This window comes from Streptomyces sp. NPDC005963 (assembly GCF_040638655.1).
In the GTDB taxonomy this organism is placed as follows: Bacteria; Actinomycetota; Actinomycetes; order Streptomycetales; family Streptomycetaceae; genus Streptomyces.
Genome location: NZ_JBEXVD010000001.1, coordinates 322,571 through 348,254 on the forward strand (window position 1 = coordinate 322,571; position 25,684 = coordinate 348,254).

Consider the following 25,684-nt stretch of genomic DNA (forward strand, 5'->3'; position numbering starts at 1 on the left):
GCTCACTGGTTTCCCTCTCCGGCGGCCGCCCGCAGGCCGGCCGCCAACATCTGCAGGTCCGAACCGACGACGAGATACCCGCAGTCGCCGAGGCCCAGACCAGTCGCGGCGCCCCGGTTCGGCGCCCAGCCGCCGAATGCCACCCCTGCGGATCGGGCAGCGTCCCCCACCCGCTCCACCGCTGCGCTCAGCACGGCCGGATCCACCGGCAGACCCAGGTCGACCGCGAGGTCCGTGCTGCCGATGAAACACACGTCGAGAGCAGCGATCAGTTCCGGCAGGGGGTCGGTCCGCGCCGTCTCGATCTGGCCCACGAGCAGCGGCGGATCGTCCTGCTCGGCACGGAGGAACCCGGCCAGCGGGGCCGCACCGAACCGGGCGGCCCTGTTGGCCAGGCTCACCGACCGACGACCGGCCGGAGCGAACCGGGTGGCCGCCGCGAGTGCCTTCGCCTGGTTGACGCGGGTGAGCATGGAAAGCTGGATTCCGGCCGCCCCGGCTTCCAGGAGCCGGTTGATGGCGGCGGCGTCCACATCGGGCACCCGGACGAGGGCCGGCAGGCCGCAGACGTCCGCATGGCGCACCAGGTCGACGGCGTTCCGCTCGGTGAGGGTGGAGTGTTCGAGGTCGACGACGACGAACTCGAACCCGGCTGCCGCGGCCAACTCCACCACGTCGGGCGATGGCAGTTTGACGAACGTTCCGACGGCGGGCTTCCCCGCCGTCAGAGCCGCCCGCAGTCGGCGCCGCAGTAGATGGACGTCACCGACGCTCATCGGTTCCTCCCGTGGGTGCTGGTGTGCGGACGTCGACTACAGTCCCCGCCACGGCACGATGTCGACCTCGGCGCCACCGTGCAGCACCACGGTCGGCTCCAGGCGCGGTGCGACGATCGTGTTGCCCGCGGCATCGGGCAGTGTGACCTCTTCGGTCTCGGTGACGACCGTGACATCGGCCCGTCCACCGACCTCCAGGCGCCCGTAGCCCTCGGAGTCGAGGCCGAGCAGTTGTGCCGGTGCGACGGTGGCCCGCCGAATGCACTCCTCCAGGGGCGCGCCCAGCGCGACCAGCTTGGAGATGCTGGTGAGCAGGTCGAACACCGGGCCGCGCCAGTTGCGCGCGCTGGTGTCGGAGCTGAGGATGTCGGGCAGGAATCCGTCGGCGATCGCCCGGCGCGCCACCTCGAAGCTGAGGTTGCTCTTGCCGTGCGCGGAGTCGAACAGCACACCGCGCTCACGGGCAGCGGCAACGGCGGGCTGTACGCGGTCGCCGTCGAGGATCCCGTGCGGCTTGCCGGTGTAGCAGTGGGCCACGATGTCGCCGGGGCGCAGGTAGTCCAGGACGACGGGCAACGGCTCCGAGGTCTCGCCGATGTGCAGCATCAGCGGCAGACGGGCCTGTTCGGCCAGCGAAACGGACTTCTTCAGCAACGACTCCCAGTTCTCGCCGACGACGTCCTCGGAGAGACGGATCTTGAAGCCGCGCACGATGTCGGGGTGGGCCTCGGCGGTCGCGAGTGCGTCCTCGGGGACCAGGGTGTCGGGGTTCAACAGCTCGCCGAACCGGAAGTCGATCAGGCCGAGCACCGAGACATTGAGGAAGTTGACGATGCGCAGCGGGTTCGGCTCGACCACCAGCTTGCGGAAGGCTGCGAACGTCGAGGCGCCGGCCGTGCCGGCGTCCGCTGCGGCGACCACACCGCGGCGCAGATGGGCTTCCTCGGCAGGGGCGCCGACGGCGGAGACGTACTGGAATATGTGGGTGTGGCCCTCGACGAGACCCGGTAGCACGGTGGAGCCGGTGACGTCGATCGTGCGGGCCGCGTTCGCCGCCAGACCCTCGCCGATCGCGGCGATGCGGTCACCGGTGACCGCCACGTCGAGCCGGGCGTTCGTGGCCGATGCCGGGTCGATGACGGTGCCGCCGGCGAGTACGAGGTCGTAGGACGGCGCGGAGGAGTTGGACATCGGTGTGACTCCTGGGTGAGGGGAGGTCAGCTGACCGGTTCGGTCAGCCGGTGGTCGCGCGGTGCGGCATCCGAAGGGCGCACCATGCGGGTGACGAGGGGCAGCACACCGTCCACCTCGACTCGTACCTCGTCGCCGTCGGCGAGGAAGCACGCGCGGTCCTGGCCGGTGCCGGCCGGGGTTCCGGTGAGGATGACATCGCCGGGTTCGAGCGCGGCGAACCACGACAGTCTGCTGAGCAGATCGGGGATGGGGAAGATCATCCCGGCGCTCGTGTCGTCCTGGAGGAGCTCACCGTTGACGTGGGTCCGTACCCGGATCGCGTCGCGGTCGGCGAGGTCGTCGGCGGTACGGAGCGACGGGCCGAGCGGTGTGAATCCCGGGTAGCTCTTGGCGAGGGCCGGGGTGCCCGTGGCGCGCATGACATCCCGCGCCGTCATGTCGTTGGCGGCGGTGATCCCGGCGATCGCGGGCCAGACCTCGGACTCGGTCGCCCGGTACAGCCTGCGCCCGACGACGACCGCGATCTCCCCTTCGTAGTCGGGTTCGGTCGCGGACTGCGGAAGCACCACGTGCGCACCGGGTGCCGACACCGCGGACGAGGCGGCCAGATAGAGGATCGGTTGCTCGGGCAGTCCCCGGCCGGCGCGAGCCGCCTTCGACCGGTAGTTGAGCCCGACGCCCCACACCGCGCGGGGGCGGCCCAGCGGCGCCAGGAGCGTGGCCTCGTCGAGCGGAATGCGGCGGAGGACAGCGCAGGATTTCAGGCACTGGAGCGATCCCTCTCGTTCGAGGACCGCGCCGACGTGCGGAAAAGCAGTGTCCAGGAGGGCGACAGACCCGTCCTCGATCCGGCCCAGGCCGGCCTGTGTCGTCACTACTTGCATGGCAGGCATCTTTCAATGCGAGACGGCATCATGTCAAGCGATACGCAAATCCGAGCTGGAGGCACGCGGACGCACCTTCCGGGCGGGGGTGGGAAGGCATTTCGGAGCGCCAGAATCGAGCTGCCGAAGCGCAGTTCGTACGAAGCGGGAGAGGAACACAGGCGACGGTGAACGGGCGAGCACCGCGTACACGCAGAAGACGATCACCCGTAGAACACACCTTGGGCGGAAAACCCAACTCCACACCGGATCGTCGAGTTCAATCCCATTGCGTACGACTCATTGACAACCGTCGAGGGACGCCAATACGTTCGGGCCGATCCGGTCGGTGGGCAACAAACCGATCGGAGGAGCGCCCAGGCGCTCAGGAGACCGTTGCATGCCGACCAGGCGTGCAACGAACTGGCCGGTGACCGAAGTCCCACAGCCAGCGGAGGTCTCTCGCATGAAGGTTGTACTCCATCGAACCCACGGCGGCCCCGAAGTGCTCGAGGTCGTCGACGTACCGGTGCCGGAACCGGGGCCGGACGAGGTGCTCGTCCGGGTCGAAGCCTGTGGTCTCAACCACCTCGACGTCCTCCAGCGACGCGGCCCCGGCCTGATCCCGGGCTTCGCCCTACCGCACGTGGCCGGCATGGACGTCGCGGGCACCATCGCCGCGGTCGGCCCCACGGGCAACGGCCGGACGGCCGGGGGAACCGTGCTCGCCGAAGGCGCACGTGTCGTTGTGAATCCCGCCGTGCCGTGCGATCGCTGCGAGAACTGCGTCATCGGAGCGGACGGCAGATGCGCGACCGCGGGTGTCATCGGCGCCACCCTGGCGGGCGGCTATGCCGAGTACGTGCTCGTCCCGGCGGCCAATGTCCACCATGTGCCAGACGAGGTCGACCTGATGGACGCGGCCGTCGTGCCGACGATCTGGATGACGGCCTGGCACGCACTCATCGAGATCGGCAAGGTCCGCCTCGGCGAGACGGTGCTGATCCACGCGGCCGGCAGCGGTGTCAGCACCGCACTGATCCAGCTGGCCAAGGCCAGCGGTGCCCGTGTGATCACCACCGTCAGCACGGACGAGAAGGTCGAGTACGCACACGGCCTGGGCGCCGACGTCGTGGTCAACTCGACGACCGGCGACGTCGTGGCGGCGGCCCGCGAATTCACCAGCGGACGGGGCGTCGACCTCGTCCTCGACCACGTCGGCCCGGCCACCTGGAACACCGGCGTCTACAGCCTCGCGTCCCGTGGGCGACTGGTCTTCTTCGGCAACACCACCGGCAACCGGGCCGAGTTCGACCTCGTGTACGCCTACCACTTCGGGCTCCAACTGCTGGGCTCGGACCCGTACGACCGCCGTGAGTTCGCCGCGATGCTCGACGCCTACTGGGCCTCGACCTTCCGCACTCCGATCGACAGCGAGTTCGCGCTCAAGGACACCGCGGCGGCGCAGGAACGCATGGAGTCGCGACGGGCTACCGGCAAGATCGTGCTGCGCCCATGAGTACGGCGCCCACCACCCCGGTCAGTCCGGCGCCGGTGTGGGACGTGATCAACGGATTCACGTCCTACTGGGCGCTCTCGACCGCGCTCGATCTCGGCCTGTTCGACGCCCTCGCGAAGGACGTCGATTCCGGGACCGGACTGGACGCCGGGCAACTCGCTGCCGCGATCGGCGCGACGGAACCGGGTCAAGTGACCGTGCTGGCCGAGACCCTCGTCGCGCTCGACCTGCTCAGCGCCGCCGAGGACCGATTCCTGCTCACGCCCGCGGCCGAACGGTTCCTGGTGTCGACGGCGCCCGCCTCGATGGCCACACTCGTGCGGTACTCGCCCGGGCCGCCGGCGGCCTGGCCCGGCCTGGCCGAGACCATTCGCACCGGCGCACCCGCCCCCGCCGTCACCGCCGAACTGGCCGGACTGTACCCGGCACTCGTGCGCGCGACAGGCCCCACTCAGGCCGGTGTGGCAACGGCTGTTGCCGCCGAGCTGGAGCGCCGCGGCTGGTGGCCCGAGCAGCCGACGATCGTCGACCTCGGCTGTGGCTCGGGAGCATGGACGACCGCGCTGCTGCGCAGCCGGCCGAACGGCACGGCGATCGCGGTCGACCTGCCGAACGTGCTGCCGATCGCCGAGCAGGCGGCCGTGGACCTGGGCCTGGGTGACCGGTTGATCGGCGTTGCAGGCGACTACCTTGAGGTCCCGCTCCCGGTCTCCACGGCCGACGTCGTCATCCTGGCCCATGTGCTGCGGGCCGAGCCGGCCGAGCGGGCACGTCAGCTGCTCGCCCGCGCGGTCGAACTGGCCGGTGCGAACGGGGTCGTCGTGGTCGTCGACTATCCGCGCCCCGATCCGGCGCGGCCCCGGCACGACGGCGACGAAGACCGCAACGCCGTGTGCACCGCCGCGCGCCACGAACTGCTTCTGTCACTGACGATGCTGGCCTCGACAGCGGGGCTCGGTGTCACCGTCGCGGATCTGCACGCGTGGGCCGAAGCGGCCGGCGCGGAGCTGGTCGACTCGTTCGAGCCGATTCCGCGTCAGCACGTCCGCCTCATCCGTTCCCGCACCCCGGAGGCCACCTCGTGAATCCGTCGAACTCCACGGCACCCGCCGACACCCTGATCGTCAACACCCTCGTCGTGACCATGGACGACTCCCGTCGCGTGATCAGCGATGGTGCGGTCGCCATCCGGGACGACCTGATCGTGGCCGTCGGCAAGACCGCCGACGTGACCGCCCAGTGGCACAGCGACAACGTCATCGCGGGCGAGCGGTTCGTCGTCACTCCGGGGCTGATCAACACACACGTCCACATCACCGGTGAACCGCTCACGCGGGGTTTCGTCCCGGACGACACCCCGTTCCTGGAGAACGTCTTCGAGTGGCTCACACCGATCCACACGCACTACACCGAGGAAGACGAGCACATCTCGGCCCAACTCGCCGCACTGGAGATGCTCAAGAGCGGCACGACGGCGTTCCTCGAAGCCGGCACGATCCGGTTCATCGACCCGGTCGTCGAGGCACTCGACGAGATCGGCATCCGGGCCCGCGTCGGCCCATGGGCGTGGGATCTCGTGCCGGAGCCGGAGGTGCTGCGCATGTCCACCGCGCAGGCGATCTCACGTCTGAACGACACGATGGACAAGTACGCCTCCGTGGCGGACGGACGCATCCAAGCGTGGCCGATCATCATCGGCCACACCTGTTGCAGTGACGAGCTGTGGCGGGCCGCGAAGGGTCTGTCGGTCGAGTGCGGAACCGGGTTTAGCGCTCATATGTCACCGGCGGCGATGGATCCCGAGGGGTTCCTCGCCGCGTTCGGACAACGGCCGATGGTGCACCTCGACGAGATCGGCGTGCTGGGGCGGAACGTGACCCTGACCCACGCCGTCCATGTCGACGACGACGAGATCGCTCGTCTCGCCAGGACCGGAACGAGCATTTCGCACTGCCCGACCACGGCACTCAAGGTGTCCTACGGCGTGACCCAGATCGGCAAGTTCCCCGAGATGGTCGCCGCCGGAGTGAACGTGGCGATCGGCACCGACGGCAACAACGCCTCGAACTACCACGATCTGATGCGCGCGACCTATCTGGTCGCCGGTCTGTTCAAGGACGCCCGACGTGACGCCACGATCTTCCCGGCCGAGGACGCGTTCGCGATGGCCACCCGCAACGGCGCCCGCGCACTCCAGGCCGAGCACGAGATCGGGTCGGTCGAGACCGGCAAGAAGGCCGACCTGGTCCTGCACGACACCAACCGGCCGGAGTGGCGTCCGCTGCACAACGTTGCCAACCAGCTCGTGTGGTCCGCCGACGGTCGGGGCGTGCACACCGTGTTCGTCGACGGACAGCGCGTCGTCGACAACTACCGCTGCACGACCATCGACGAGGACGACCTGCTGCGCCGCGCCCAGACCGCCGGCGAAGGCATCGTGGCCCGCTCCGGTCTGCCCGACCGGGCCAAGTGGCCGACCGTCTGACCGCACGGCCGCGCGCCGCGGCCGGGCAAGCACGAAACGAACGAATGAGGAGAGCCGAACCATGGCAGAACTGACCGAACCCCGCTGGACCCACGTCGCCCTGCCGGTCAGCGACCTGGACCGATCGATCGAGTTCTACGAGCGCATCACCCCGTTGGTCCTGGTCACCAAGAACACCGACAGCAACGGGCGCGGCGCCTGGCTGTCGAACAAGGGCCAGGTCGACTCGCCGTTGGTCCTGGTCCTGGCCGAGTTCATCCCCGAGGTCGGGGCGCGCTTCGGCATCCAGCCGGGAGAGAAGGTCACGACGCTGGCGCCGTTCGCACACATCGGCATCGAACTGCCCAACCGCGAGGACGTCGACACCGTCGCCGCCAAGGCGCGCGAGACCGGCAACCTGCGGTGGGAGCCGATGGAGATGGCCGCCCACATCGGGTACATCTGCGCCGTGAACGACCCCGACGGCAACACAATCGAGTTCTCCCACAACCAGAAGGTGTTCTCGACCATCCAGGACCTCTGGGGCTGAGCAGAGCCGACCGCACGCTCCTCGACCGATCCGCCCACTCGGCGGTGACGTCGTCACCACGGATGGCAGCCGTCAGAACGTCGCCGTCGCGCCCGGGATCGGCGTGGCCGACGGCCTGGTGGCGGCGATCGGGTCGGTCGAGAGCCTGCCGGTGACACACCCGTCACCACGCACGTGACCGCGCGCGGACGTGTCGGGAGCCATCAACACACCGGCACGCGCGAAGACACACCGGCACGCAGACGATCCCGCTCGTGCACAGCACCATCCCGAGGACGGCAGTGCGGACGGGGCGATCGACGACTGATCGTGCCACTGCACTCCGACCCGAGCCGTCGAGAACGGCAAGCTGGAGGCATCCCGCCGTACTGACGGCGTCGATGCCGTCGACGAACCCCGCCGCAGCTCACCCCCGGTTGGCATCCGGGGGCGCGCGGCCATCACCCCGTTCCGCAGAAATACACCGTCTCGCACATCATGCGACCGTGTGAAGGGCAACAAGCTCGTGCCATATGTCATCACGCAGGCCTGCCTCGACATCATGGACAAGTCATGCATGGAGGAGTGCCCGGCCGACTGCATCTACGAAGGCGACCGGATGCTCTACATCCAGCCCGACGAATGCGTCGAGTGCGGGCGCTGTGAACCCGTCTGCCCCCAGATCTCGATCTACCACCACGAAGACCTCCCCGAAGACAGCAAACACTTCGAGCGCATCAACGCCGAGTTCTTCACCCTCGGCACCCCACCACTCGGATCACCCGGCGGAGCCCGCAAGGTCACCCCCACCGGCCAGGACCACCCCGAGGTCGGAGCATGACCACCCCGACCACGGACCCGGCCGCGACTCCCCACCCCGACGTCGACGTCGACCTCCTCATCATCGGCGCCGGCCCCACCGGGCTCTACGGCGCCTACTACGCAGGCTTCCGCGGCCTCACCGTCGCGATCGCCGACGCGCTCCCCCAAACGGGCGGCCAGATCAGCGCCCTCTACCCCGAGAAGCTCATCTACGACGTCGCAGGCTTCCCCGCCATCCGCGGCCAAGAACTCGTGGACCGGCTCACCGAACAAGCCGACCAGTCGAACCCCACCTACCTTCTGGGCCACAGCATCACCCAACTCGACACCACGAGCGACGGCATCACCGCCACCGCCCACACCGGCACCCGCGTCACCGCCGGCGCGGCCCTCATCTGCGGCGGCATCGGCAACTTCACCCCCCGTGAACTCCCCACCGGCACCCAGTACCTCGGCCGAGGACTCCAGTACTTCGTCCCGCACCTCAACGCCCACCGAGGTCAGGACGTCATCGTCGTCGGCGGTGGAGACTCAGCACTCGACTGGGCCCTCGCCCTGGAACCCATCGCCTCGACGGTCACCCTCGTCCACCGGCGCAACCAGTTCCGCGCGCACCAACGCACGGTCCAACAGCTCCATGCGTCCAGTGTCAAGGTCCTCACCCCCTACGAGATCCACGACATCTCCGGCGACGAATCCGTTGCGGAAGTCACCGTCACCAACGCCGACGGCGACCTCATCACCCTTCCCGCACAGACCGTCGTCGCCGCACTGGGTTTCATCGCCGACCTCGGCCCCATGGAACAGTGGAAACTCGACCTCCACCGTCGTCGCATCCTCGTCGACCCCACCATGCGGACCAACCAGGGGCGCGTCTTCGCCGCCGGCGACATCGCCCACTACAACGGCAAGATCACGCTCATCGCCACGGGCTTCGGCGAAGCCGCCACCGCGGTCAACCACATCACCACCACGCTCGACCCCACCCGTACGACCACCCCCGGGCACTCCACCGACACCTGAGCCCCGGCACCGGGGCCATCCAGGCACGGGGGGATGTTCAACCGGACTGTTTCACCTGTCTGCGGGATCAACGCAGCACCGGTTGAGGGCCGCGCTGCTCAGCGCGGCCCCTGATGCCGTGGTCCATCGACGGCATGGATTCGGCCCGGCGGACGGCCTCCTCGCGGCCGTCCTGCCCCACCCCGTCAAGCAACGTTGGCTACGCCGACGACCGGTGTTTGCGCACCGCTCGTCGGCGTAGTGGTTTCGCCGACTGAGGTGCGGCGGGTGGTGCCGGCGCTACCCCTCGGTGCACCGGCGATATGTGTTGATCAAGACGCCGGACGGTGTCGATCTGGTGCTGGTGAGCATCAGACGGCGCGGGCTCTTGCCCGCGGCGAAGAGCTGCTTTCCGCTGCCCAGAACAAGGGGGAAGACAAGCAGCCGGTACTCGTCGACGAGGTCGTGCTCCATCAGCGTGCCGAGCAGCCCTCCGCTGCCCAGCACCACCGTCTCGGCCTCGGACGCGGCCTTGATCCGGCCCACCTCCTCCGCCAGCTCAGCACCGAGGAGGGTGGAGTTCGCCCACGTCAGATCGCTGAGTGTGCGGGAAGCGACGTACTTGGGCATCGCGTTCATCGCGGCCACCGCAGGGTCCTTCATATGGGCGTACGGCCAGGTGGCGGCGAAGATCTCGTACGTCCTGCGACCCAGGAGCAGGGCTCCGGCACCCGCCGTGGCCTCGCTCATAAACCGCTCCACCACCTCGTCGACATAGGGCAGCACCCAGCCGCCCCGATCGAACCCGCCCTCCCGGTCCTCGTCGGCCGAGAGGACCGATTGCATCACTCCGTCGAGCGATACGAAGTTGACCACTGCCAGCTGACCCATGCGCTGCTCCCATCTGCTTCTTCTCAACGGTGTTGACGGCACAGGCGAGCGGAACTCATCGGTCGCGCGTGCATCTCCCCCTGGTGGGCGTAGGGCAGCGGCGCCCTGTCCCCGACGACCTCAGCCCGGCCCCACATCCGATAGGGCCGTGACGCGACGAGCGCCGCAAGGGGCCGCCCTCGACACACGGGGACGCCGACTCCGCTGCTGCGGAGTCGGCGTCCAGGGCGTTCGGGGATCCGTACGGTTAGGTCGACCCGCGCTCGAAGGGGCGACCGAGTGCAGCGGGTTCCCGATGTTGGGTGGCGAACAGCAGCATCGCCAGGAGCGCGAGCAGATAAGGCGCCGCGACGAGCAGTTGTGAATTGAGGGTGATGCCGAGTGCAGGGAGCGCCAGACGCATCGCGTCGGAGAGTCCGAACACCAGACAGCCGATCAGGGTACGGCCGAGTCGCCACGCCCCGAAGATCACGGCCGCGATGACGATGTACCCGCGTCCCGCGGTCATGTTCTGGTTGAACGATCCGACCTCGCCGACCGCGAGATAGGCACCGCCGAGACCCGACAGTGCGCCGGCCCACAGCAGGCCCTGCCGGCGCCGCACGTTGACCTTGATACCCGTGACGTCGGCGGCCTGGGGATTCTGCCCCACCGCTCGCAGTTCCAGGCCCCAGCGGCTGCGTTCCACCAGCCACCAGGTGAGCGGCACCAGCAGGATCAGGAGGTAGACGGGCCAGCGTCCGGAGAAGAATGCCTCGCCGATGATCGGGATGTCCTGCAACAGAGGGATCGCCAGTACGTCCACCTGGTGCGAGGCGAACTGCTGCGTGGTGATCAGATAGCTCGTCAGACCGAGCACCAACGCGTTCAGCACGAGGCCGACGACGAAGGTGTTGATCTGCGCCCGGTGGGAGAGGTTGCCGTGCACGAAGCCGATGACGAGTCCGGTCACGACACCGGCCGCAAGACCCAGGGTGGCGCTGCCGGTCGCGCTTGCGGTGGCGATCGCGGTGAACGCGGAGCCGAGCATCATCGCCTCGACGGAGATGTTCATCGCTCCGGCGCGCTGGGCCAGGTACTCGCCGCAAGCGGCGAACGCCAACGGCACGGTCAGCCGGACACCGCTCGACAGAATGGTCGTGGTGCTGTCCAGAACGCTCACACCGCCACCTTCATCTCGGTCGGAACAACGGGCAGGGGGGTCGGCGTCGACGGCTTGGTGCCGCGACGCTTGCGGAAGAGGGAGACGAGAATGGGCGGCGCGACGAACGCGAGGACCAACAACGCCTTGACGATGTCGACGAGGACGGGCGGCACCCCGGTGGCCGAGAGGAAGTCGCCGCCTGCACGCAGCACGGCGAACCCGAACGCGACGGGGATCGCGATCAAGGGACGGTTGCGGGCGACGAGCGCGACGAGCAGACCGTCCCAACCGACGTTGTCCGAGATTCCGGCCTGGAGCCGATTGGGGCTGACCGGGCTTGCCAGCAACAGCCCTCCTGCGAGCCCCGCGAAGGCGCCCGACAGGGCCAGGGTGAAGCCGCCGAGCGCGGACACCCGGATACCGGTGTGTTTGGCCGTCACCGGATTCAGTCCGACCATGCGGACCCGAAAGCCCCACCGGCTGCGCCCCAGGACGATCGCGACACCGACCGCGGCGATCAACGCGATGAACAGGCCGGCGTTCAGTTGGAGCGACGGATACTGCCCGAAGTCGGCGAGCAGGGCGCCCGCCGGTAGGGGGTTGGACTGCGCATCGGCGATGCCCGATGAGCCCTGCGCGCTCTCCTGTAGCCAGGGGGTGCTGACCGCGAACGTCACGAGTTGAATGGCGAGGAACGTCATCAGCAGCGTGCTCACCACGACGTTGACACCGCGGAATCGATACATCAGGGCGCTGAGCGCGGCCCAGAGGCCACCGCCGACCGCCGCGGCGGCCATCACCACCACGACCAGCATCGGTCCGGGCAGGGCCAGCCGCAGCCCGACCCAGGCTCCGAACAGACCGCCGATGAGCACCTGCCCCTCTTGTCCGATGTTGAACGCCCCTGCGGAGGCGCAGATACACGCTCCGACCGCCACCAACAGCAACGGCGCAGCGTTGAGCAGCGTCGTCTTCCATCCGGTGGTGTTCGCCAGGCTGCCGGTCCAGATGGCGGACAGCGAAGCACTCGGCGAGGCACCGGTCAGCGCGAGCAGCAGCGCGGACGCTCCCAGGGCGACGGCGACGAGCACGGCGGTGACGCCCGCCGTCAGCCAGCCGTCGCGCCCCGGCCGGAGACCGGCGAGGAAACGCCGGCCGAGGTCGTCGGGACCCGTCAGCGAGCCGGCCCTCATGCGGCCTCCCCTCCCACGAGCATGCCGAGCCGCTCGGGGGTCGCGTCGGAGACGGGGAGTGCTCCGGTGATCCGCCCTGAAGAGATCACTGCGATCCAGGTTGCAAGGGCCATGACTTCCTCAAGTTCCGTGGAGATGAGCAACACGCCGACGCCTTCGTCGGCCGCTCTGCGCAGTCGGGAGTACATGTCCTCGATGGCGCCGACGTCGAGCCCGTGTGTGGGCTGCGCAGCCACCAGGACGAGGGTGTGACCCGACAGTTCCCGGGCGAGTACGACCCGTTGTTGGTTGCCGCCGGAAAGGCTGCGCACCGGAGCGTCCAGCGACGGTGTGACGATGTTGAACTCGTCCGCGAGACGGCGGGCCTGGGCGAGCATCGCGCGCCGCCGCAGCAGGAACCGGCCGCTGACCTCGTTCAGCGACTTCATCGTCAGGTTCTCGGCGACGCTCATGTCGAGGACGACGCCGCTCTGGTGCCGGTCCTCCGGCACGATGCCGAGACCGGCCTTGGACAACGCACCGGGGCGGGTGACGTCGACCCGGTCGCCGGCCACCTCGATGGTGCCGTCGGTCGGCACGACCAGTCCGGCGAGGACATCGCCGAGCATCGCCTGGCCGTTGCCCTCCACGCCGTACAGGGCGACGATCTCGCCCTTGCCCACGGTCAGGTCGACGTCGTCGAGCACCCTGACCCCGTTCTGTACGACGGTGAGTCCGGCGAGGCGCAGGATGGTGTGCCGCCTGCCCTGCGCCTCGCCTTCGCCGGTGCGCGCATTCGACACCGGCAGCATTCCGAGGGCTGCGCCCTCCTCGCCCAGTGACACATCACGTCCCACCATCTGCCGGGCGAGTAGTTGTGGAGTGGTCTCGGCCGTGATGGCCCGGAAGGCGACGCTGCCCTTGCGCAGGACCGTCACCCGGTCCGTTGCCTGGGCGATCTCGGCGAGCTTGTGGCTGATGAGGATGACGGCGCGCCCCTCCTCCTGCACCACGCGGCCGAGCACGGCGAACAGCTCCTGCGACTCGGTCTGGGTGAGCACCGAAGTCGGCTCGTCCAGGATCAGGATCTGGGGGTTGCGCCGCAGGCACTTGACTACCTCGACCCGCTGGCGCTCGCCCGCTGAGAGCGTGTCGACGCTCGCCTCGGGGTCGATCGGCAGTCCGTACCGCGCGGAGACCTCGGCGATGCCGGCGCAGACCTCCTGCTTGTTGACCTTTCCTGTGTCGCCGAGCGCGACGTTCTCCCACACGGTCAGCCCGTTGATGAGGCTGAAGTGCTGGTGCACCATGCCGATGCCGAGTTCGGCCGCCTCCTGCGGGCTGTCCAGCGCGACCTCCTCACCGCGCACCAGGACGCTGCCGGCGTCGCGCCGGACCAGCCCGAGCAGCACCTTCATGAGGCTGGACTTGCCCGCGCCGTTCTCACCCAGGAGTCCGTGGATCTCGCCGGCGTCGACCCTGAGGTCCACCGCATTGCAGGCCGTGACGGAGCCGTAGGACTTCGTGATGCCGCGCAGTTCGAGAATCGGACCCGTTGAGGTCGTCGGTGTCATTGCTGATCTCCTCGTGGGTGTCGGCGCGTCAGCCGAGGCGCTTGACCTCGGCCGCCGCGTCGATCTCCTTGCTGCCGATCTTCTTGATGAACTGCGCCAGTTGCTGCTCCTCGTCGCCCTGTGCTGCACAGATCTTGACGGTCGGGTACGGGTCGACGCCCAACTGCCACACGCGGGTCGTGCCCATCTTCAGGTTGTTCTTGGCGAACTCCTCCAGTCCGGCACGGAAGTAGTCGCCGGGGCTGAACATCACCGAGATGTCGAACTTCGGGCTGGTCGAGGCGCAGCGGTCGGTGCCCGGGGTGAGGGTCAGTGCGCCGCTGGCGTTCGCCAGTTTCGCCGAGGCGTCGGTCGCGCCGCCGAGGTAGGGGTAGATCACCTTGACGCCCTGGCTGATCTGGGCCTGGGTGGCCTCCTTGGCCTTGGCCGAGTCGTTGAAGTCACCGGTGTAGGTGCTCGTCAGGGTGGCCTTGGGTACGACCTGCCGGATACCGGCCAGGAAGGCCGTGGAGGCGGCGACGCTGTAGTCGGCCTTGATGCCGGTGATGAATCCGGCCTTGGTGTGGCCGGCTGCCTTCATCTTCAGGCCGGCGGCGTATCCGGCGACGAGCATGGACTGGTTGGGATCGTCGGTGGACAGCAGGATCCGAGGGGTCTGGTCGATGTTCCCCTGCATCGGTACGTACCAGGCGGACTTGCTGCAGACCGCCTCCTCCGAGGCGGGGATGGCGGTCTTGAGCTCGCTCGCGCCGATGGCGACCAGGTCGACGTTCTGCTGGCACAGTGCACGGGCCGCGGTGAGCGCATCGGTCGGGGGCACGCTGCCCCGCTTGATGACCGTCCAGCCCTTCTCCTTGGCGAAGGCGTCCGCGGAGTCGACGAAGCTCTGGTAGTAGCCGCGGTCGTTGATGTCGCCGGGGCTGAGGACACCGATGACGACCTTGCCGTCGCCGTTGACATCGGGCTGCTGGGCGCCGGATGCGCTGCCGCCGCTCGCCGCGGGGGTGGCCTTGGGTGCCGTCGCCTCGTTGCTGGCGCAGCCGGAGAGCGCGACGGCTCCTGCGAGGGCGAGGCCGGCCGCGGCCCCACGACGCCAGAGCATGTTGTGAGTGTTCATGTGCCTGGTTCCATTCGCTCGGTGGCACCGCCCTGTCGGGGCGGTCGTGGCGGCAGGGGGGTGGTCGGTTGGCAGATCGGTACATCGGTCGACGGCCGGTGGGATTCGGCGTCGGAGATGTGTTCCTGGCGAAAGAGGGACTCTCACCTGAGGCGATGTATGACGGGAGTTCCGTCCGGCCGATCGGACCCGGTGGCATCGATACGGCTACCCGGGCGGACTTGTCGATTCGTCGGTGGTGCAGCGGGCGTACCGTCTCGCATTGCGAGTCGGTGGAACGTATTGCGAGGTACTCTGACCTCCGCCGCCCAGTGCTGTCAACGCTCGTGCGCGACATCTTCGAATCGTCGGCGTTTCGCCTGTTCGTACGGCGGAGAGCCCAGGTGGCGGCAGTGGGAAGCCGCTGCGCCGATGGGTCCGGCCGGCCCGGGCAACAGCGTGGCAGGGAAGGAAATGCCGCTTCCGAACCCGGCGGACGGGCCTGGGCGCATCGCAGTTCCCCCTGCACCGACACGTACTCGTCTGCGCCGCTCCGTTGCTGGTCAGTGGCGGCGAGTGGTCCAGGAGCGGGAGCGCCTGGGAGTGTCTCACCGGGCGGGAATCAACGGGCGTTCCGAGGAACTGATCCGGCGCGCCGGGGGCGCACGCGCTGACGCATCGACCGGTCCACGAAGGCGCGGTGCGGCTGGAGTTGCTCGCAGGTGCTCGGGCCACTCTCCGCCGGCGGACCAACGGAGTCGCCGTCAGCCCCGGGGCAGCGAAGGCGCCCGAGCGTCAGCGCTGGGCGGGCGAAAAACGCGACGGTGCCCATTCGGGGCCTCAGTTGTCGGGTGCGGGCAGTGCAACACGTCCGGGCGGAAAGGCCCTTCGGCCTCGGCGTGAACACCGGGGCTGGCGTGTGAACACCGGGCGGGCCCGTGTATGAGTCAGGGGTGGGAAGTGCTGGCCGTTGCGATGTGGGCGGCGGCGGACTCTTCGCCCGGGGCATGAGGCACAGCGGATTCCGCGTTCACAACGGGTTCCTTGGGCGGGCGAGTGCGAACGGCCGCCATCACCGTTCCAGCCGCAGTACCGCTTGCGGCTGCACGGAGTAGGTTCAGTCAGCTGGGAGCGCCGCGAACCGTGCGCGCCACCGGTCGCGACAACTCCCCTGTGAGAGGTCCCGTTCGATGCCGGGGCCACCCCGTTGAGAGCCGCTTTCGGTGGCGCGCACGGTGTCCGGTCTCAACGGTTCAGGAGCCGGATGGCCACGCCCTTCTCCTGGGTGTACTCACGCAGCGCGGCGTACCCGCCGCCCCGGCTGAAGCCGCTGTCCTTCTGCATGTTGAACGGGAAACCGATCACTCCGGCGTCGTGGAACTGGTTGACCGCCACCTGCCCGGAGCGGACGTCCTTCGCCAGCCGCAGCGCACGGGAGACGTCATTGGTCCAGATGCAGGCCAACAGGCCGAAGTCGGTCGCGTTCATCATCTCGGTCGCCTCGGCGGTGTTGCGGAACGACTGCACGGCGAGAACCGGGCCGAAGACCTCCTCGTGGGCGACGCGCATGCCCGCTTCGACACGGTCGAACACGGTCGGTCGGACGTACCATCCCTCGTCGGCGGGCGCGCCGCCGGTGACCAGTCGAGCTCCCTCGCGAGGCGCTTCCGCCAGGAAGCCGCTGACACGATCGAACTGCGCGGCACTGACCAGCGGCCCCATGTCCAGGTCGGCTTCCCACGGCCCGGTCCTGATCTTGGTCATGGCGGCGGCGACCCGCTCCACGACCTCGTCGTGCACCGACGCCTCCACGAGCAGCCGTGAACCGGCGTAGCAGTTCTGCCCCGCGTTCTCGGTGATGGAGGTGACGATCGCGGGGATCGCCGTGTCGAGGTCGGCGTCCGCGAAGAGCACGTTCGGCGACTTGCCACCGAGTTCCAGCTTCACCGGAACGAGGTTCTGTGCTGCGGCTGCCATGATCGCCCGCCCGGTGGCGGTGGAGCCGACGAAGCTGATGTGGTTGACGTCCGGGTGTGAGGTGAGCGCCACGCCCGCCTCGGGGCCGAGGCCCGCCACTGCGTTGATCACTCCCGGCGGGAAGCCGGCGCGTCGGGCGAGTTCGGCGAGTGCGAACGGGGCCAGCGGCGCGATCTCGGACGGCTTGAGGACGACCGTGTTGCCCGCTGCGAGCGCCGGGGCGACGTTCGCAGCGGTGAGCACGGCGGGAACGTTCCACGGGATGATGACCGCACACACTCCGTACGGCTCGGGAACCGTGTAGCCCAGGTAGTCGGGGCTGCGGGTGGGCAGTGTGACACCGGTGAGCTTGTCGGCCGCACCGGCGAAGTAGTCGGTGATGCCGTGGGCGATGTAGATGTTCGTCCGGCCCCCGGACAGTGGCTTGCCCACGTCCTGCGCCTCGACGGCGGCGAGCGCCTCGACCTCGGCGATGATCAGGTCGGCCCAGCGCCGGATCAACGCCCCGCGCTCGCTCGGATTGGTCGCCGACCAGGCAGGGAAGGCGCGGCGCGCCGCGGTGACCGCGTCGTCCACGTCAGCGCCGCCCGCCCGGGCCACCTTGGTGATCACCTGTCGGGTCGAGGGATCGAGGACGTCCATCGTGCCGCCGTCGCGGGCCGCAACCCACTTGCCGTCGATGAAGTGTTGGGAAGGAGGGAAGTCAACAGCCGCCATGGGGGGAACATTGACCGACCCTGTCACGCATGTCAATATGCAATCTCGCTTTGTGAGGCACTGAGGAGGCCCTGTGCGCGCCACCGCCGCTCTGCTGGAGCAGGCCGGACAGCCGTTCGTCCTGACCGAAGTGGACCTGGACGATCCCCGCCCGGACGAGGTGCTCGTCCGCGTCGCCGCCGTCGGCGTCTGCGGTACCGACCTTGAGTTCGCCGGCTTCTTCCCCACCCCGGCGCTCCTGGGACACGAAGGGTCGGGTGTCGTCGAAAGGGTCGGCGCGCACGTCACTTCCGTCCGCCCGGGCGACCACGTCACCATGTCCTTCACATCGTGCGGCACCTGCGCCCTGTGCCGTACGGGCTCGCCCGCCTACTGCCGCAGCTTCGACGCGGTGAACTTCTCGGGCCGCAGGCCCGACGGCTCCACCGCGGTGACCCACGAGGGGCGGGAGGTCAACGCCCACTTCCTCGGTCAGTCGTCGTTCGCCAGCCATGTGGTCGCACCGGAGCGTGCGGTCGTCAGGATCGACCCGTCGTGGGACCTGCTGCGGGCCGGACCTTTCGGTTGCGGCTTCCAAACCGGAGCCGGCGGTGTGCTCAATGTGTTGCAGCCGCGACCCGGCTCCTCGATCGCGGTCTTCGGGGCGGGGGCCGTCGGTGTGGCCGCGATCATCGCCGCCTCGATGAGCGGTTGCAAGGTCATCGCGGCCGTCGACGTGAACCCGGCCAAGCTGGAGGCGGCGCGCGGCTTCGGAGCCACGCACTGCATCGACTCCTCGGCGGGTGGGAGTGCCGAGCAGTTGGCCGCACTCGTCCCGGAGGGGTTCGACTTCGTCATCGACACGACCGGACGCGAGGATGTCCTGCGTACCGCGGTGGAGTCCCTCGGGCCGCTCGGTCGCGCGGGTGTCATAGGCGTCGGCCCCAGCGAGTCGATGAGCTTCGACTGGCGCAGCATCCTCAACGGACGCACGGTCACCGGCATCGTCGCCGGATCCAGCGTGCCGCAACTGTTCCTGCCGCAACTGCTCGAACTCAATGCAGAGGGCCGGTTCCCGGTCGAGAAGATGATCACCTATTTCCCGTTCGAGGAGATCAACGAGGCCGTCGCGGCCGTTCGGTCCGGTGCGGTCGGCAAGGCCGTGCTGACCTTCTGATCATCTCCCCGCACCACACCTCACGAGCCCACGAGACCCCGCAAACATTGTCAAGCTCAGGGGCACACCTTAGGGTGACCCGACGCCGATGAGGCAGCTGACATCCGGTGGCGCGGCCGGACAACACCGCGCACAGTTCCGAGCACGTGGAGCGTGCGCACATGTCCGCCGACTTCGACATCGACTTCGATCACCACTCCGACGCGGCCAACGCCGATCCGGTGGCCTATTACGCGGAGTTCCGTGAGCGCTGCCCGGTAGGCCGCTCGGCCGCCCACGGCGGCTTCCACTACACAACGCGGTACGCCGATGTGGCCCGCATCGCCCGCGACGACGCGACGTTCTCATCGGCCCGCAGCGACCACGGCGGGCAGGGGGTCGGCATCGTCATCCCCAAAGGGCCGGGGCTCGAACAGTATCCGATCGAGCTCGACCCGCCGCGCTCGGCCGAGTACCGACAGCTGATCAACCCGTTGCTCACACCGGAGGCGATCGAGCAGCTTGTACCCATGATCGAGCGCCACGCCGCCCGCGTCGTGGACGACTTCATCGAACTCGGTTCCTGCGACTTCGTCCGGGACCTCACCAATCCACTGCCGGCCGCGGTCACCCTGGACTGGTTGGGTTTCCCCGAGGACGACTGGGCGAAGCTGGCCGGGCCGATCCACGACATCTTCGCCGCACCGGCCGACAGCGAGCGCGCCGTGCGCGGGGCCGCGGGGCTGGCCTACATGGACCAGCGCATCCGCGAGTTGATCGCCGAGCGCCGGTCCGCACCGCAGGCCGATGCGGTCAGCACACTGGTGGCCGGCCGGCGCGCCGACGGCGGCGAGTTCGACGAGGACGAGTTGGTTTCGGTGATCGGCCTGCTCATCGCGGGCGGCGTCGACACCACCACCTCACTGACCGGCTCGACCCTCGTCCACCTCGCCCGCCACCCCGAGCAGCGCCAACGACTGGTCGACTCCCCCGATCTACTGGACAGCGCGACCGAGGAGTTCCTCCGGGCGTTCGCCCCTTCGCAGTCGATGGCACGCACCGTCACCGAGGACGTCGAGGTCGGTGGCTGCCCGATGCACGCGGGCGACCGGGTGCTGATCCCCTGGGTCGCCGCCAACCACGACCCAGCCGTGTTCCCCGAGCCCGAGCAAGTGCGGCTCGACCGCGATGCCAGTCGACACCTCAGCTTCGGGATCGGATCGCACCGGTGCGCGGGCGCCCATCTCGCCCGCGCCATGTTCCGCGCGATGATGACGCAGGTCCTGACCCGGCTGCCCGACTACCGGGTGATCGAAGAAGGGCTCGTTCCCTACCCCACGCGCGGCAACCAGTCCGGCTGGGACGCGGCCCCGGCCGTCTTCCCGCCCGGTCCCCGGGCTACGGGGTCGGCAGGCACGGCCCGAACGCTGAGCACACCCACCCCACTGCGGGTGACCGCCGTGCACACTGCGGCCGAGGGCGTCCTCGCCGTCGACCTCGGTCTGCCGGACGGAAGCGAACTCCCCGCGTGGCTGCCCGGCGCGCACATCGAACTGCGTCTTCCCTCTGGTCGACTGCGCCAGTACTCATTGTGCGGTGATCCCGCCGACGCCACGACATGGCGCATCGGAGTCCTGCGGGAGCCCCAGGGCCGGGGTGGTTCGGCCGAGCTCCATGAACTCGCCCGACTCGGAGCCACCTTCGCGGTACGCGGGCCGCGCAACCACTTCCGGCTCGCGGAAGCCCCGTCCTATCTGTTCCTGGCCGGCGGCATCGGCATCACACCGATCCTCGCCATGGTCCGTGAGGCCGCATCACGCGGAACGCCCTTCACTGTCGTGTACGGCGGACGCACCCGCTCGACGATGGCGTTCGCCGATGAACTCGCCGCCGTCGCCGGCGACGCGCTCACCCTCCTCCCGCAGGACGAGGCCGGGCTTCCGGACCTCCCCCGACTGCTGGGTGGGCTGGACCGTGGGGCGGCCGGCACCGCCGTCTATGCGTGCGGACCGACACCGATGCTGACGGCCGTCGAGCGTGAGTGCGCCCGTCTGGGTCTCGGTGACCGGCTGCACCTGGAGCGCTTCGCCGCCGGTGACGATCTGGAAGCGGCCTTCGACGCCACGGAGAACCGGGCCTTCGAAGTGCAACTCGCTCGCACGGGCGGCACGCTCACCGTGCCGCCCGACCGCCGCCTCATCGAGGTACTGCGCGACGCGTTGAGCGGTCTGTCCTACGACTGCGAGAAGGGATACTGCGGGGCCTGCGAGACCCGTGTCCTCGCCGGAACGCCGGAACACCGCGATTCCGTGCTCAGCGAGGAGGAACGAATCGCCGGGCGGACGATGATGATCTGCGTCGGACGGTGTCGAAGCGACCGGCTCGTCCTGGACCTCTGAACCCGGCGGGCCGGTGGGTGCGCGGCCCTGCGTACCCACCCGGCCCGGTCCTTCTCTCCGGTGACCGGAGCACGGCAACATGCCGTGCGGACGAACGTTTTGGACCGTGTGGAAACCACAGGTAAGGATGGACTCGGCCCCTGGGATCACACCCGGGGTCTGTCCATTCCCCCCTCCGTACCGTTCCGGGGGTTACCTGGAGGTTTGAAACATGCAGTACACACGTACACGGCGGGGCGTTCTCAGCGGGCTCGTCGCACTCACCGTGCTCCCTCTCGCCGCCTGCGGTCAGGGCGACCGCCGGGCTTCGCCGGCTCCACCTGCCGCAACCACACGGACAGGGCCGGCGCCCACGCCGTACGTCGACGACCTCAAGGAGTTGGAGCGCACGTACGGTGCACGGCTCGGTGTCCACGCGGTCGACACCGGCTCTGGGCGGGAGGTGGCACACAACGACGACGAGCGGTTCTCCTACGCCTCCACGTTCAAGGCGCTCGCCGCCGCTGCCGTGCTGCGCAAGTACTCGCTGAGCGGCATGGACCAGGTGATCACGTACTCCCACGACGATCTGATCGAGCACTCCCCCATAACCGAGAAGCACGTCGAGGCCGGGATGACTCTGAGCGAACTGTGCGACGCCGCCGTCCGCTACAGCGACAACGCCGCGGCCAACCTCCTGTTCGATGCGCTCGGTGGGCCGAAGGGCCTGGCAACCGCGCTCGAAGAGGTGGGCGACACCGTCACACGTGTCGACCGCCGCGAGCCCGAACTCAACCAGTGGGCACCCGGCGCCATACTTGACACCACCACACCACGGGCGCTGGCCGGCAGCCTACGGGCATTCGTCCTGGGAGACGCCCTCGACGCTCCGGAACGTGCGCAACTCACCCAGTGGCTGCGGACCAACACCACCGGAGACGAACTCATCAGGGCCGGAGTGCCCGAGGGCTGGGTGGTCGGGGACAAGACCGGAGGAGGCGGTGCCTACGGTGTCCGCAACGACATCGCGGTGGTGTGGCCGCCCGATGCCGCGCCCATCGTCATGGTGATCATGTCGAACCGCGGTACCGAAGACGCCGACTACGACAACCAGTTGATCGCTGATGCGGCGTCCGTCGTCGCAAAGGCGTTGTCATAGCCGCAGAACGCGCTCTCCAGCCCGTCAGGACCGTCACCACCGCCACCCGACACACCACCCGACGGCCCCGAGCACACCGGAGCGGCTTTGGGAAGGGGTAGGGGCCGACCAAAGCGTTCACGCGTTGAACGCTTGTGCGCTTGTGCGCTTGTGATCGACGTAGTGCCGGACATGGCACCGGATAAGAGGCCCGGACGGGTGCGATGGGCGTCCGGGCGGAAGGTCGTCAGGGAAGTGCGGGCGAGTCGATGGTCCCCTGATCCACGGGGACGGTGACGGTGCCACGGCAGCCTTCGGTGGTGATCACAACGGTGTAGGGACCCGCCGGTTGCGGAGCTGCGTCCTCGGCGACTCTGAGGGCAGCCAGCTTCCGATCGGTGCAACCTGCGGGGAGTTGACGTGCGGCTGCCGTACCGGATCGGACTTCGACGGTCGCGTTGATGTACCGGTCCCAGGAGGCAGTGCTCGCGGTCTTCTCGTTGTTGTTGTCGTTGTCGTCGTCGTTGTCGGTGGCGGGGAGTACGGACGCGTAGAGCGCGGCGCCGACCAGGGTGCAGGCCGCGCCCAGCACGATCACTTTGCGCGCCAGTCGGAAGTTGGCCCGCATGAGCAGGACATTGGCCTCGGCGAGCACCAGTTGCCGATGCCCGAGGTACTCCTGCATATCGGTGTTGCACTCGGCGAGTCTCTGCGCCGCCGAAGCCATCATCCGTGCCATGGCTGCCCGTTGGCGAGCGGTCATGGCCGCGGCCCGGACCTCATGGCTGAGGGTCGCGAGGACCGCGGTCTGCAGCGTCTTCGCCGCCCGGTCGGTCTTGGGGTCGCCGATGGAAACCAGGCGTTCCTTGAGGGCAGTCACCGTGGTCAGGTGCGCTTCGACCGCCTTGTCCAGTGCGGCCAGCTTCGCTCGCTTCCCGGCTTCGGCCCTGGCACCGCTGAGTTGCATCTCATCGAAATCTCCCAGCTTCTCGATGAGTTGCCTGACCGTGGTGACCCTCGGCCCGAGATGGGCTCGGGACTCATTTCCCTCCAGCATGTTCCGCAGCACCCAGACGGCGGTCTTCCTCGGTTTGAAGGCTCGCACGCACCAGCTCGGCTCGGGCGGATGGGCGGGATTCAGGATGGGGTCTTTGATCGTTTCCAGCTTCTCGGCCAAGATCCCCAAGCTTGTGATGACCGGACCGAACACGACGGTCGCGGCGATGACCACGATCGCGATTCCCGCGGAGGCGAGTACCAGACCCGCCCAGAGCCAGTCCCTGTCGGAGCCCTCCACCCTTCCGATGTTGGTGAAGGGCAGGGAGCCGAAGATCAGCAGACCGAACGCGGCGAAGACGCTCAGGATCCACATGCAGGTCTTCTCATAGCTCTCGCGCGCCTTGCTCGCGACGCTGTTGAGGCCGCCGGGGTCCAGGCTCATGTCCGTGGCAACGGGCGGCTCGGACGGCACCGTCGGGGGCACGGACGATCCCTTGGCGTTGCCGTCGGACTTCTCGCCCACCACTTCTTCGACGGTAGCTTTGAGCATCTTCGCCAGCGTCTCGCTCACATCGGTCATGCCCTCGCCCATCTCTCACCCCTGTACCAGCCGGGGCTCCATACCTTTCACGGCGCAGCAGCCCCGTCCCGCGCCATCCACCGGCGTCACCCCTGTGCGCAGCGGACGGCCGGACGCACCCCGCTCCCACCGGCCGGAATGGCCGTAGGGCGCCGCTGCGGAGCAGCGGCGCCCTACGGCGTCAGATGTCGGCTTCAGGTGTCAGCCGTCAGGGGCGGTGCCCCTTCTGGGCGGGCTGCTCCTCCTGCCGTGCCCGGCGGGAGGAGATCAGGGCGTAGCAAGCGAGGAGCACGACGGTGAACGCGAGACCGATGCCGGCCGCCTGGCGCATGTCGGGGACCTCCACCGCGGTGGCGGCGACGGCGAGCACCCCGACCACGGCCACGACCGCCAGCTTGCCGCCCGCCGGGACGCTGAACCCGGTGAACTCGTCGGGGTTGGCCTTCCGGTGGCGCCGGAAGGCGATGTACGAGGCGAGGATCAGCAGCCACACCAGCAGGACGGCGAAGATGGCGATCGACATCATGATGTTGAAGAGGCCGCTGACGTCGTAGAAGGCGAGCAGGGCTGCGGCTGCGATGCCCAGGGACGAGACGGCCAGGGCGATCGCGGGAACGCCGCGCTTGCTCAGCTTGGCCGTCGGCGCCGGGGCCAGGCCGTCGTCGCCGAGCGAGTGCAGCAGCCGGGATGCGCCGTACAGGTGGGCGTTGGCGGCCGACATGGCCGCGATGAGCACGACCGCGTTGGTGAGGGTCGCCGCGGCCGGCACGCCGACCTCGGAGAAGACCCGCACGAAGGGGCTCGTCTCGACGCTGCCGTCGCCCGCCGCCAGCTTGCGCCACGGGATCAGTGCGAGGACCAGGGTAATGGCGAGGAGGTAGAAGAAGCTCAGCCGCCAGGCCAGCTGGCGCATCGCGGTGCGGATGGTGCGCTGCGGGTCGACCGCTTCCGCGGAGGCGATGGCGACGACCTCGAACCCGGCGTAGGCGAACATCACCACGGACATGGCCAGCCAGATGGAGTCCAGGCCGTGCGGCATGAAGCCGCCGTCGTCGGAGAGGTTGGCGAAGCCGGATGCCTCCGTGTCGGGCAGGCCGAAGAAGACCAGCAGCGCAGCGCACAGGATGAACGCGCAGAGCGCGACCACCTTGATGCTGGACAGCCAGAACTCCGTGGTACCGAAGGACTTCACGCTGATGATGTTGACCGCGAGGACGATCGCGGCGATCGCCAGGATCGCCACCGACATCGGCACCTCGGGCCACCACCAGCGGATGTAGAGCGCGGAGGCGACGACCTCCGTCCCGATGACGACGACGGCGCTGAACCAGTACAGGTACCGGCTGAGGAACCCGGCCCACGGACCGAGGTAGCGGTGGGCGATGGTGCCGAACGAGCCCTGGACCGGGTGGGCTGCGGACATCTCGCCGAGCAGGACGGCGATGATGGCGACCAGCACCGCGCCGATCGCATACGCGACGATCACGGCGGGGCCGGCCACGGATATCGCGGTGCTGGAGCCGAGGAAGAGGCCGGTGCCGAGCGCGGAGCCCAGCCCGATCATGGTGGTCTGTCGGTGGGTGAGGGAGCGGACCAGTCCTTCACCGGCGGGCGACGGTCTGGCGCCGTCGGCTTCGGGGGACGGGGTGGGCGGTGCGGAGTCGCTGGGTGCGGCCATGGCGGTGGTGCCCTTCTGGAATGTGACGAGGGTGGG

At 68.8% G+C, this 25,684-nt stretch carries 20 protein-coding genes; 9 read left to right on the plus strand and 11 right to left on the minus strand.

Features of this window, described 5'->3' with window-relative positions:
* Positions 1–2: 2 nt before the first annotated feature.
* Genes ABZ348_RS01330 through ABZ348_RS01340 form a run of 3 tightly spaced genes read right to left on the minus strand, consistent with a single transcriptional unit; the run spans position 3 to position 2,845 of the window.
* A complete protein-coding gene (locus ABZ348_RS01330) occupies positions 3–776 on the minus strand; it encodes an aldolase/citrate lyase family protein (protein ID WP_358928099.1) in 774 nt (257 codons plus the stop codon).
* A 36-nt stretch (positions 777–812) separates the two neighbouring features.
* The gene (locus ABZ348_RS01335; protein WP_358928101.1) at positions 813–1,967 is read right to left on the minus strand and encodes an amidohydrolase family protein; all 1,155 of its coding nucleotides are present in this window, start codon (positions 1,965–1,967) and stop codon (positions 813–815) included.
* A 26-nt stretch (positions 1,968–1,993) separates the two neighbouring features.
* On the minus strand, positions 1,994–2,845 hold the full coding sequence (locus ABZ348_RS01340) for a fumarylacetoacetate hydrolase family protein (protein WP_358928103.1): 852 nt from the start codon (positions 2,843–2,845) through the stop codon (positions 1,994–1,996).
* Positions 2,846–3,299: 454 nt separating this feature from the next.
* On the opposite strand from ABZ348_RS01340, the gene ABZ348_RS01345 reads away from it, so the two are divergent.
* The 6 genes from ABZ348_RS01345 to ABZ348_RS01370 all read left to right on the plus strand — a co-directional run bounded on the left by ABZ348_RS01345 (position 3,300) and on the right by ABZ348_RS01370 (position 9,190).
* A complete protein-coding gene (locus ABZ348_RS01345; protein ID WP_358928104.1) occupies positions 3,300–4,352 on the plus strand; it encodes a zinc-binding dehydrogenase in 1,053 nt (350 codons plus the stop codon).
* Positions 4,349–5,437, plus strand: coding sequence for a class I SAM-dependent methyltransferase (locus tag ABZ348_RS01350; protein ID WP_358928106.1), 1,089 nt, complete (start codon positions 4,349–4,351; stop codon positions 5,435–5,437). The genes ABZ348_RS01345 and ABZ348_RS01350 overlap by 4 nt, the downstream gene beginning before the upstream one ends.
* The gene (locus ABZ348_RS01355; protein WP_358928108.1) at positions 5,434–6,837 is read left to right on the plus strand and encodes an amidohydrolase family protein; all 1,404 of its coding nucleotides are present in this window, start codon (positions 5,434–5,436) and stop codon (positions 6,835–6,837) included. Before ABZ348_RS01350 ends, ABZ348_RS01355 begins: the two co-directional genes overlap by 4 nt.
* A gap of 61 nt (positions 6,838–6,898) precedes the next feature.
* Positions 6,899–7,366: a VOC family protein gene (locus tag ABZ348_RS01360; protein ID WP_358928110.1), complete on the plus strand. Its 468-nt coding sequence runs from the start codon at positions 6,899–6,901 to the stop codon at positions 7,364–7,366.
* A gap of 505 nt (positions 7,367–7,871) precedes the next feature.
* Complete coding sequence (fdxA, locus tag ABZ348_RS01365) at positions 7,872–8,186, plus strand: ferredoxin (RefSeq protein ID WP_358928779.1); 315 nt, start codon at positions 7,872–7,874, stop codon at positions 8,184–8,186.
* Positions 8,183–9,190 (plus strand): NAD(P)/FAD-dependent oxidoreductase, encoded by a 1,008-nt coding sequence (locus tag ABZ348_RS01370; protein ID WP_358928111.1) that lies wholly within the window; start codon positions 8,183–8,185, stop codon positions 9,188–9,190. The genes fdxA and ABZ348_RS01370 overlap by 4 nt, the downstream gene beginning before the upstream one ends.
* Before the next feature lie 279 nt (positions 9,191–9,469).
* On the opposite strand, the gene ABZ348_RS01375 is transcribed toward ABZ348_RS01370, so the two are convergent.
* From ABZ348_RS01375 to ABZ348_RS01400, 6 genes are all read right to left on the minus strand, one after another.
* Entirely contained in the window at positions 9,470–10,060 is a 591-nt protein-coding gene (locus tag ABZ348_RS01375) for a dihydrofolate reductase family protein (protein ID WP_358928112.1), read from the minus strand.
* Between the two features lie 247 nt (positions 10,061–10,307).
* On the minus strand, positions 10,308–11,222 hold the full coding sequence (locus ABZ348_RS01380; protein WP_358928113.1) for an ABC transporter permease: 915 nt from the start codon (positions 11,220–11,222) through the stop codon (positions 10,308–10,310).
* Entirely contained in the window at positions 11,219–12,397 is a 1,179-nt protein-coding gene (locus tag ABZ348_RS01385; RefSeq protein WP_358928114.1) for an ABC transporter permease, read from the minus strand. The genes ABZ348_RS01380 and ABZ348_RS01385 overlap by 4 nt, the downstream gene beginning before the upstream one ends.
* Positions 12,394–13,950 (minus strand): ABC transporter ATP-binding protein, encoded by a 1,557-nt coding sequence (locus ABZ348_RS01390; protein WP_358928115.1) that lies wholly within the window; start codon positions 13,948–13,950, stop codon positions 12,394–12,396. Before ABZ348_RS01390 ends, ABZ348_RS01385 begins: the two co-directional genes overlap by 4 nt.
* A 28-nt stretch (positions 13,951–13,978) precedes the next feature.
* Entirely contained in the window at positions 13,979–15,067 is a 1,089-nt protein-coding gene (locus ABZ348_RS01395; RefSeq protein ID WP_358928116.1) for a BMP family ABC transporter substrate-binding protein, read from the minus strand.
* A gap of 1,224 nt (positions 15,068–16,291) precedes the next feature.
* The gene (locus ABZ348_RS01400) at positions 16,292–17,740 is read right to left on the minus strand and encodes an aldehyde dehydrogenase family protein (RefSeq protein WP_358928117.1); all 1,449 of its coding nucleotides are present in this window, start codon (positions 17,738–17,740) and stop codon (positions 16,292–16,294) included.
* 73 nt (positions 17,741–17,813) lie between these two features.
* On the opposite strand from ABZ348_RS01400, the gene ABZ348_RS01405 reads away from it, so the two are divergent.
* The 3 genes from ABZ348_RS01405 to bla all read left to right on the plus strand — a co-directional run bounded on the left by ABZ348_RS01405 (position 17,814) and on the right by bla (position 22,412).
* Positions 17,814–18,896 (plus strand): NAD(P)-dependent alcohol dehydrogenase, encoded by a 1,083-nt coding sequence (locus ABZ348_RS01405; RefSeq protein WP_358928119.1) that lies wholly within the window; start codon positions 17,814–17,816, stop codon positions 18,894–18,896.
* 161 nt (positions 18,897–19,057) lie between these two features.
* Positions 19,058–21,274, plus strand: a complete 2,217-nt coding sequence (locus ABZ348_RS01410) for a cytochrome P450 (protein WP_358928121.1) — start codon at positions 19,058–19,060, stop codon at positions 21,272–21,274.
* Between the two features lie 211 nt (positions 21,275–21,485).
* The gene (bla, locus tag ABZ348_RS01415; protein WP_358928123.1) at positions 21,486–22,412 is read left to right on the plus strand and encodes a class A beta-lactamase; all 927 of its coding nucleotides are present in this window, start codon (positions 21,486–21,488) and stop codon (positions 22,410–22,412) included.
* A gap of 226 nt (positions 22,413–22,638) precedes the next feature.
* On the opposite strand, the gene ABZ348_RS01420 is transcribed toward bla, so the two are convergent.
* Positions 22,639–23,982, minus strand: a complete 1,344-nt coding sequence (locus ABZ348_RS01420; RefSeq protein ID WP_358928124.1) for a hypothetical protein — start codon at positions 23,980–23,982, stop codon at positions 22,639–22,641.
* A gap of 196 nt (positions 23,983–24,178) precedes the next feature.
* A complete protein-coding gene (locus tag ABZ348_RS01425) occupies positions 24,179–25,648 on the minus strand; it encodes an amino acid permease (RefSeq protein WP_358928125.1) in 1,470 nt (489 codons plus the stop codon).
* Positions 25,649–25,684 lie beyond the last annotated feature (36 nt).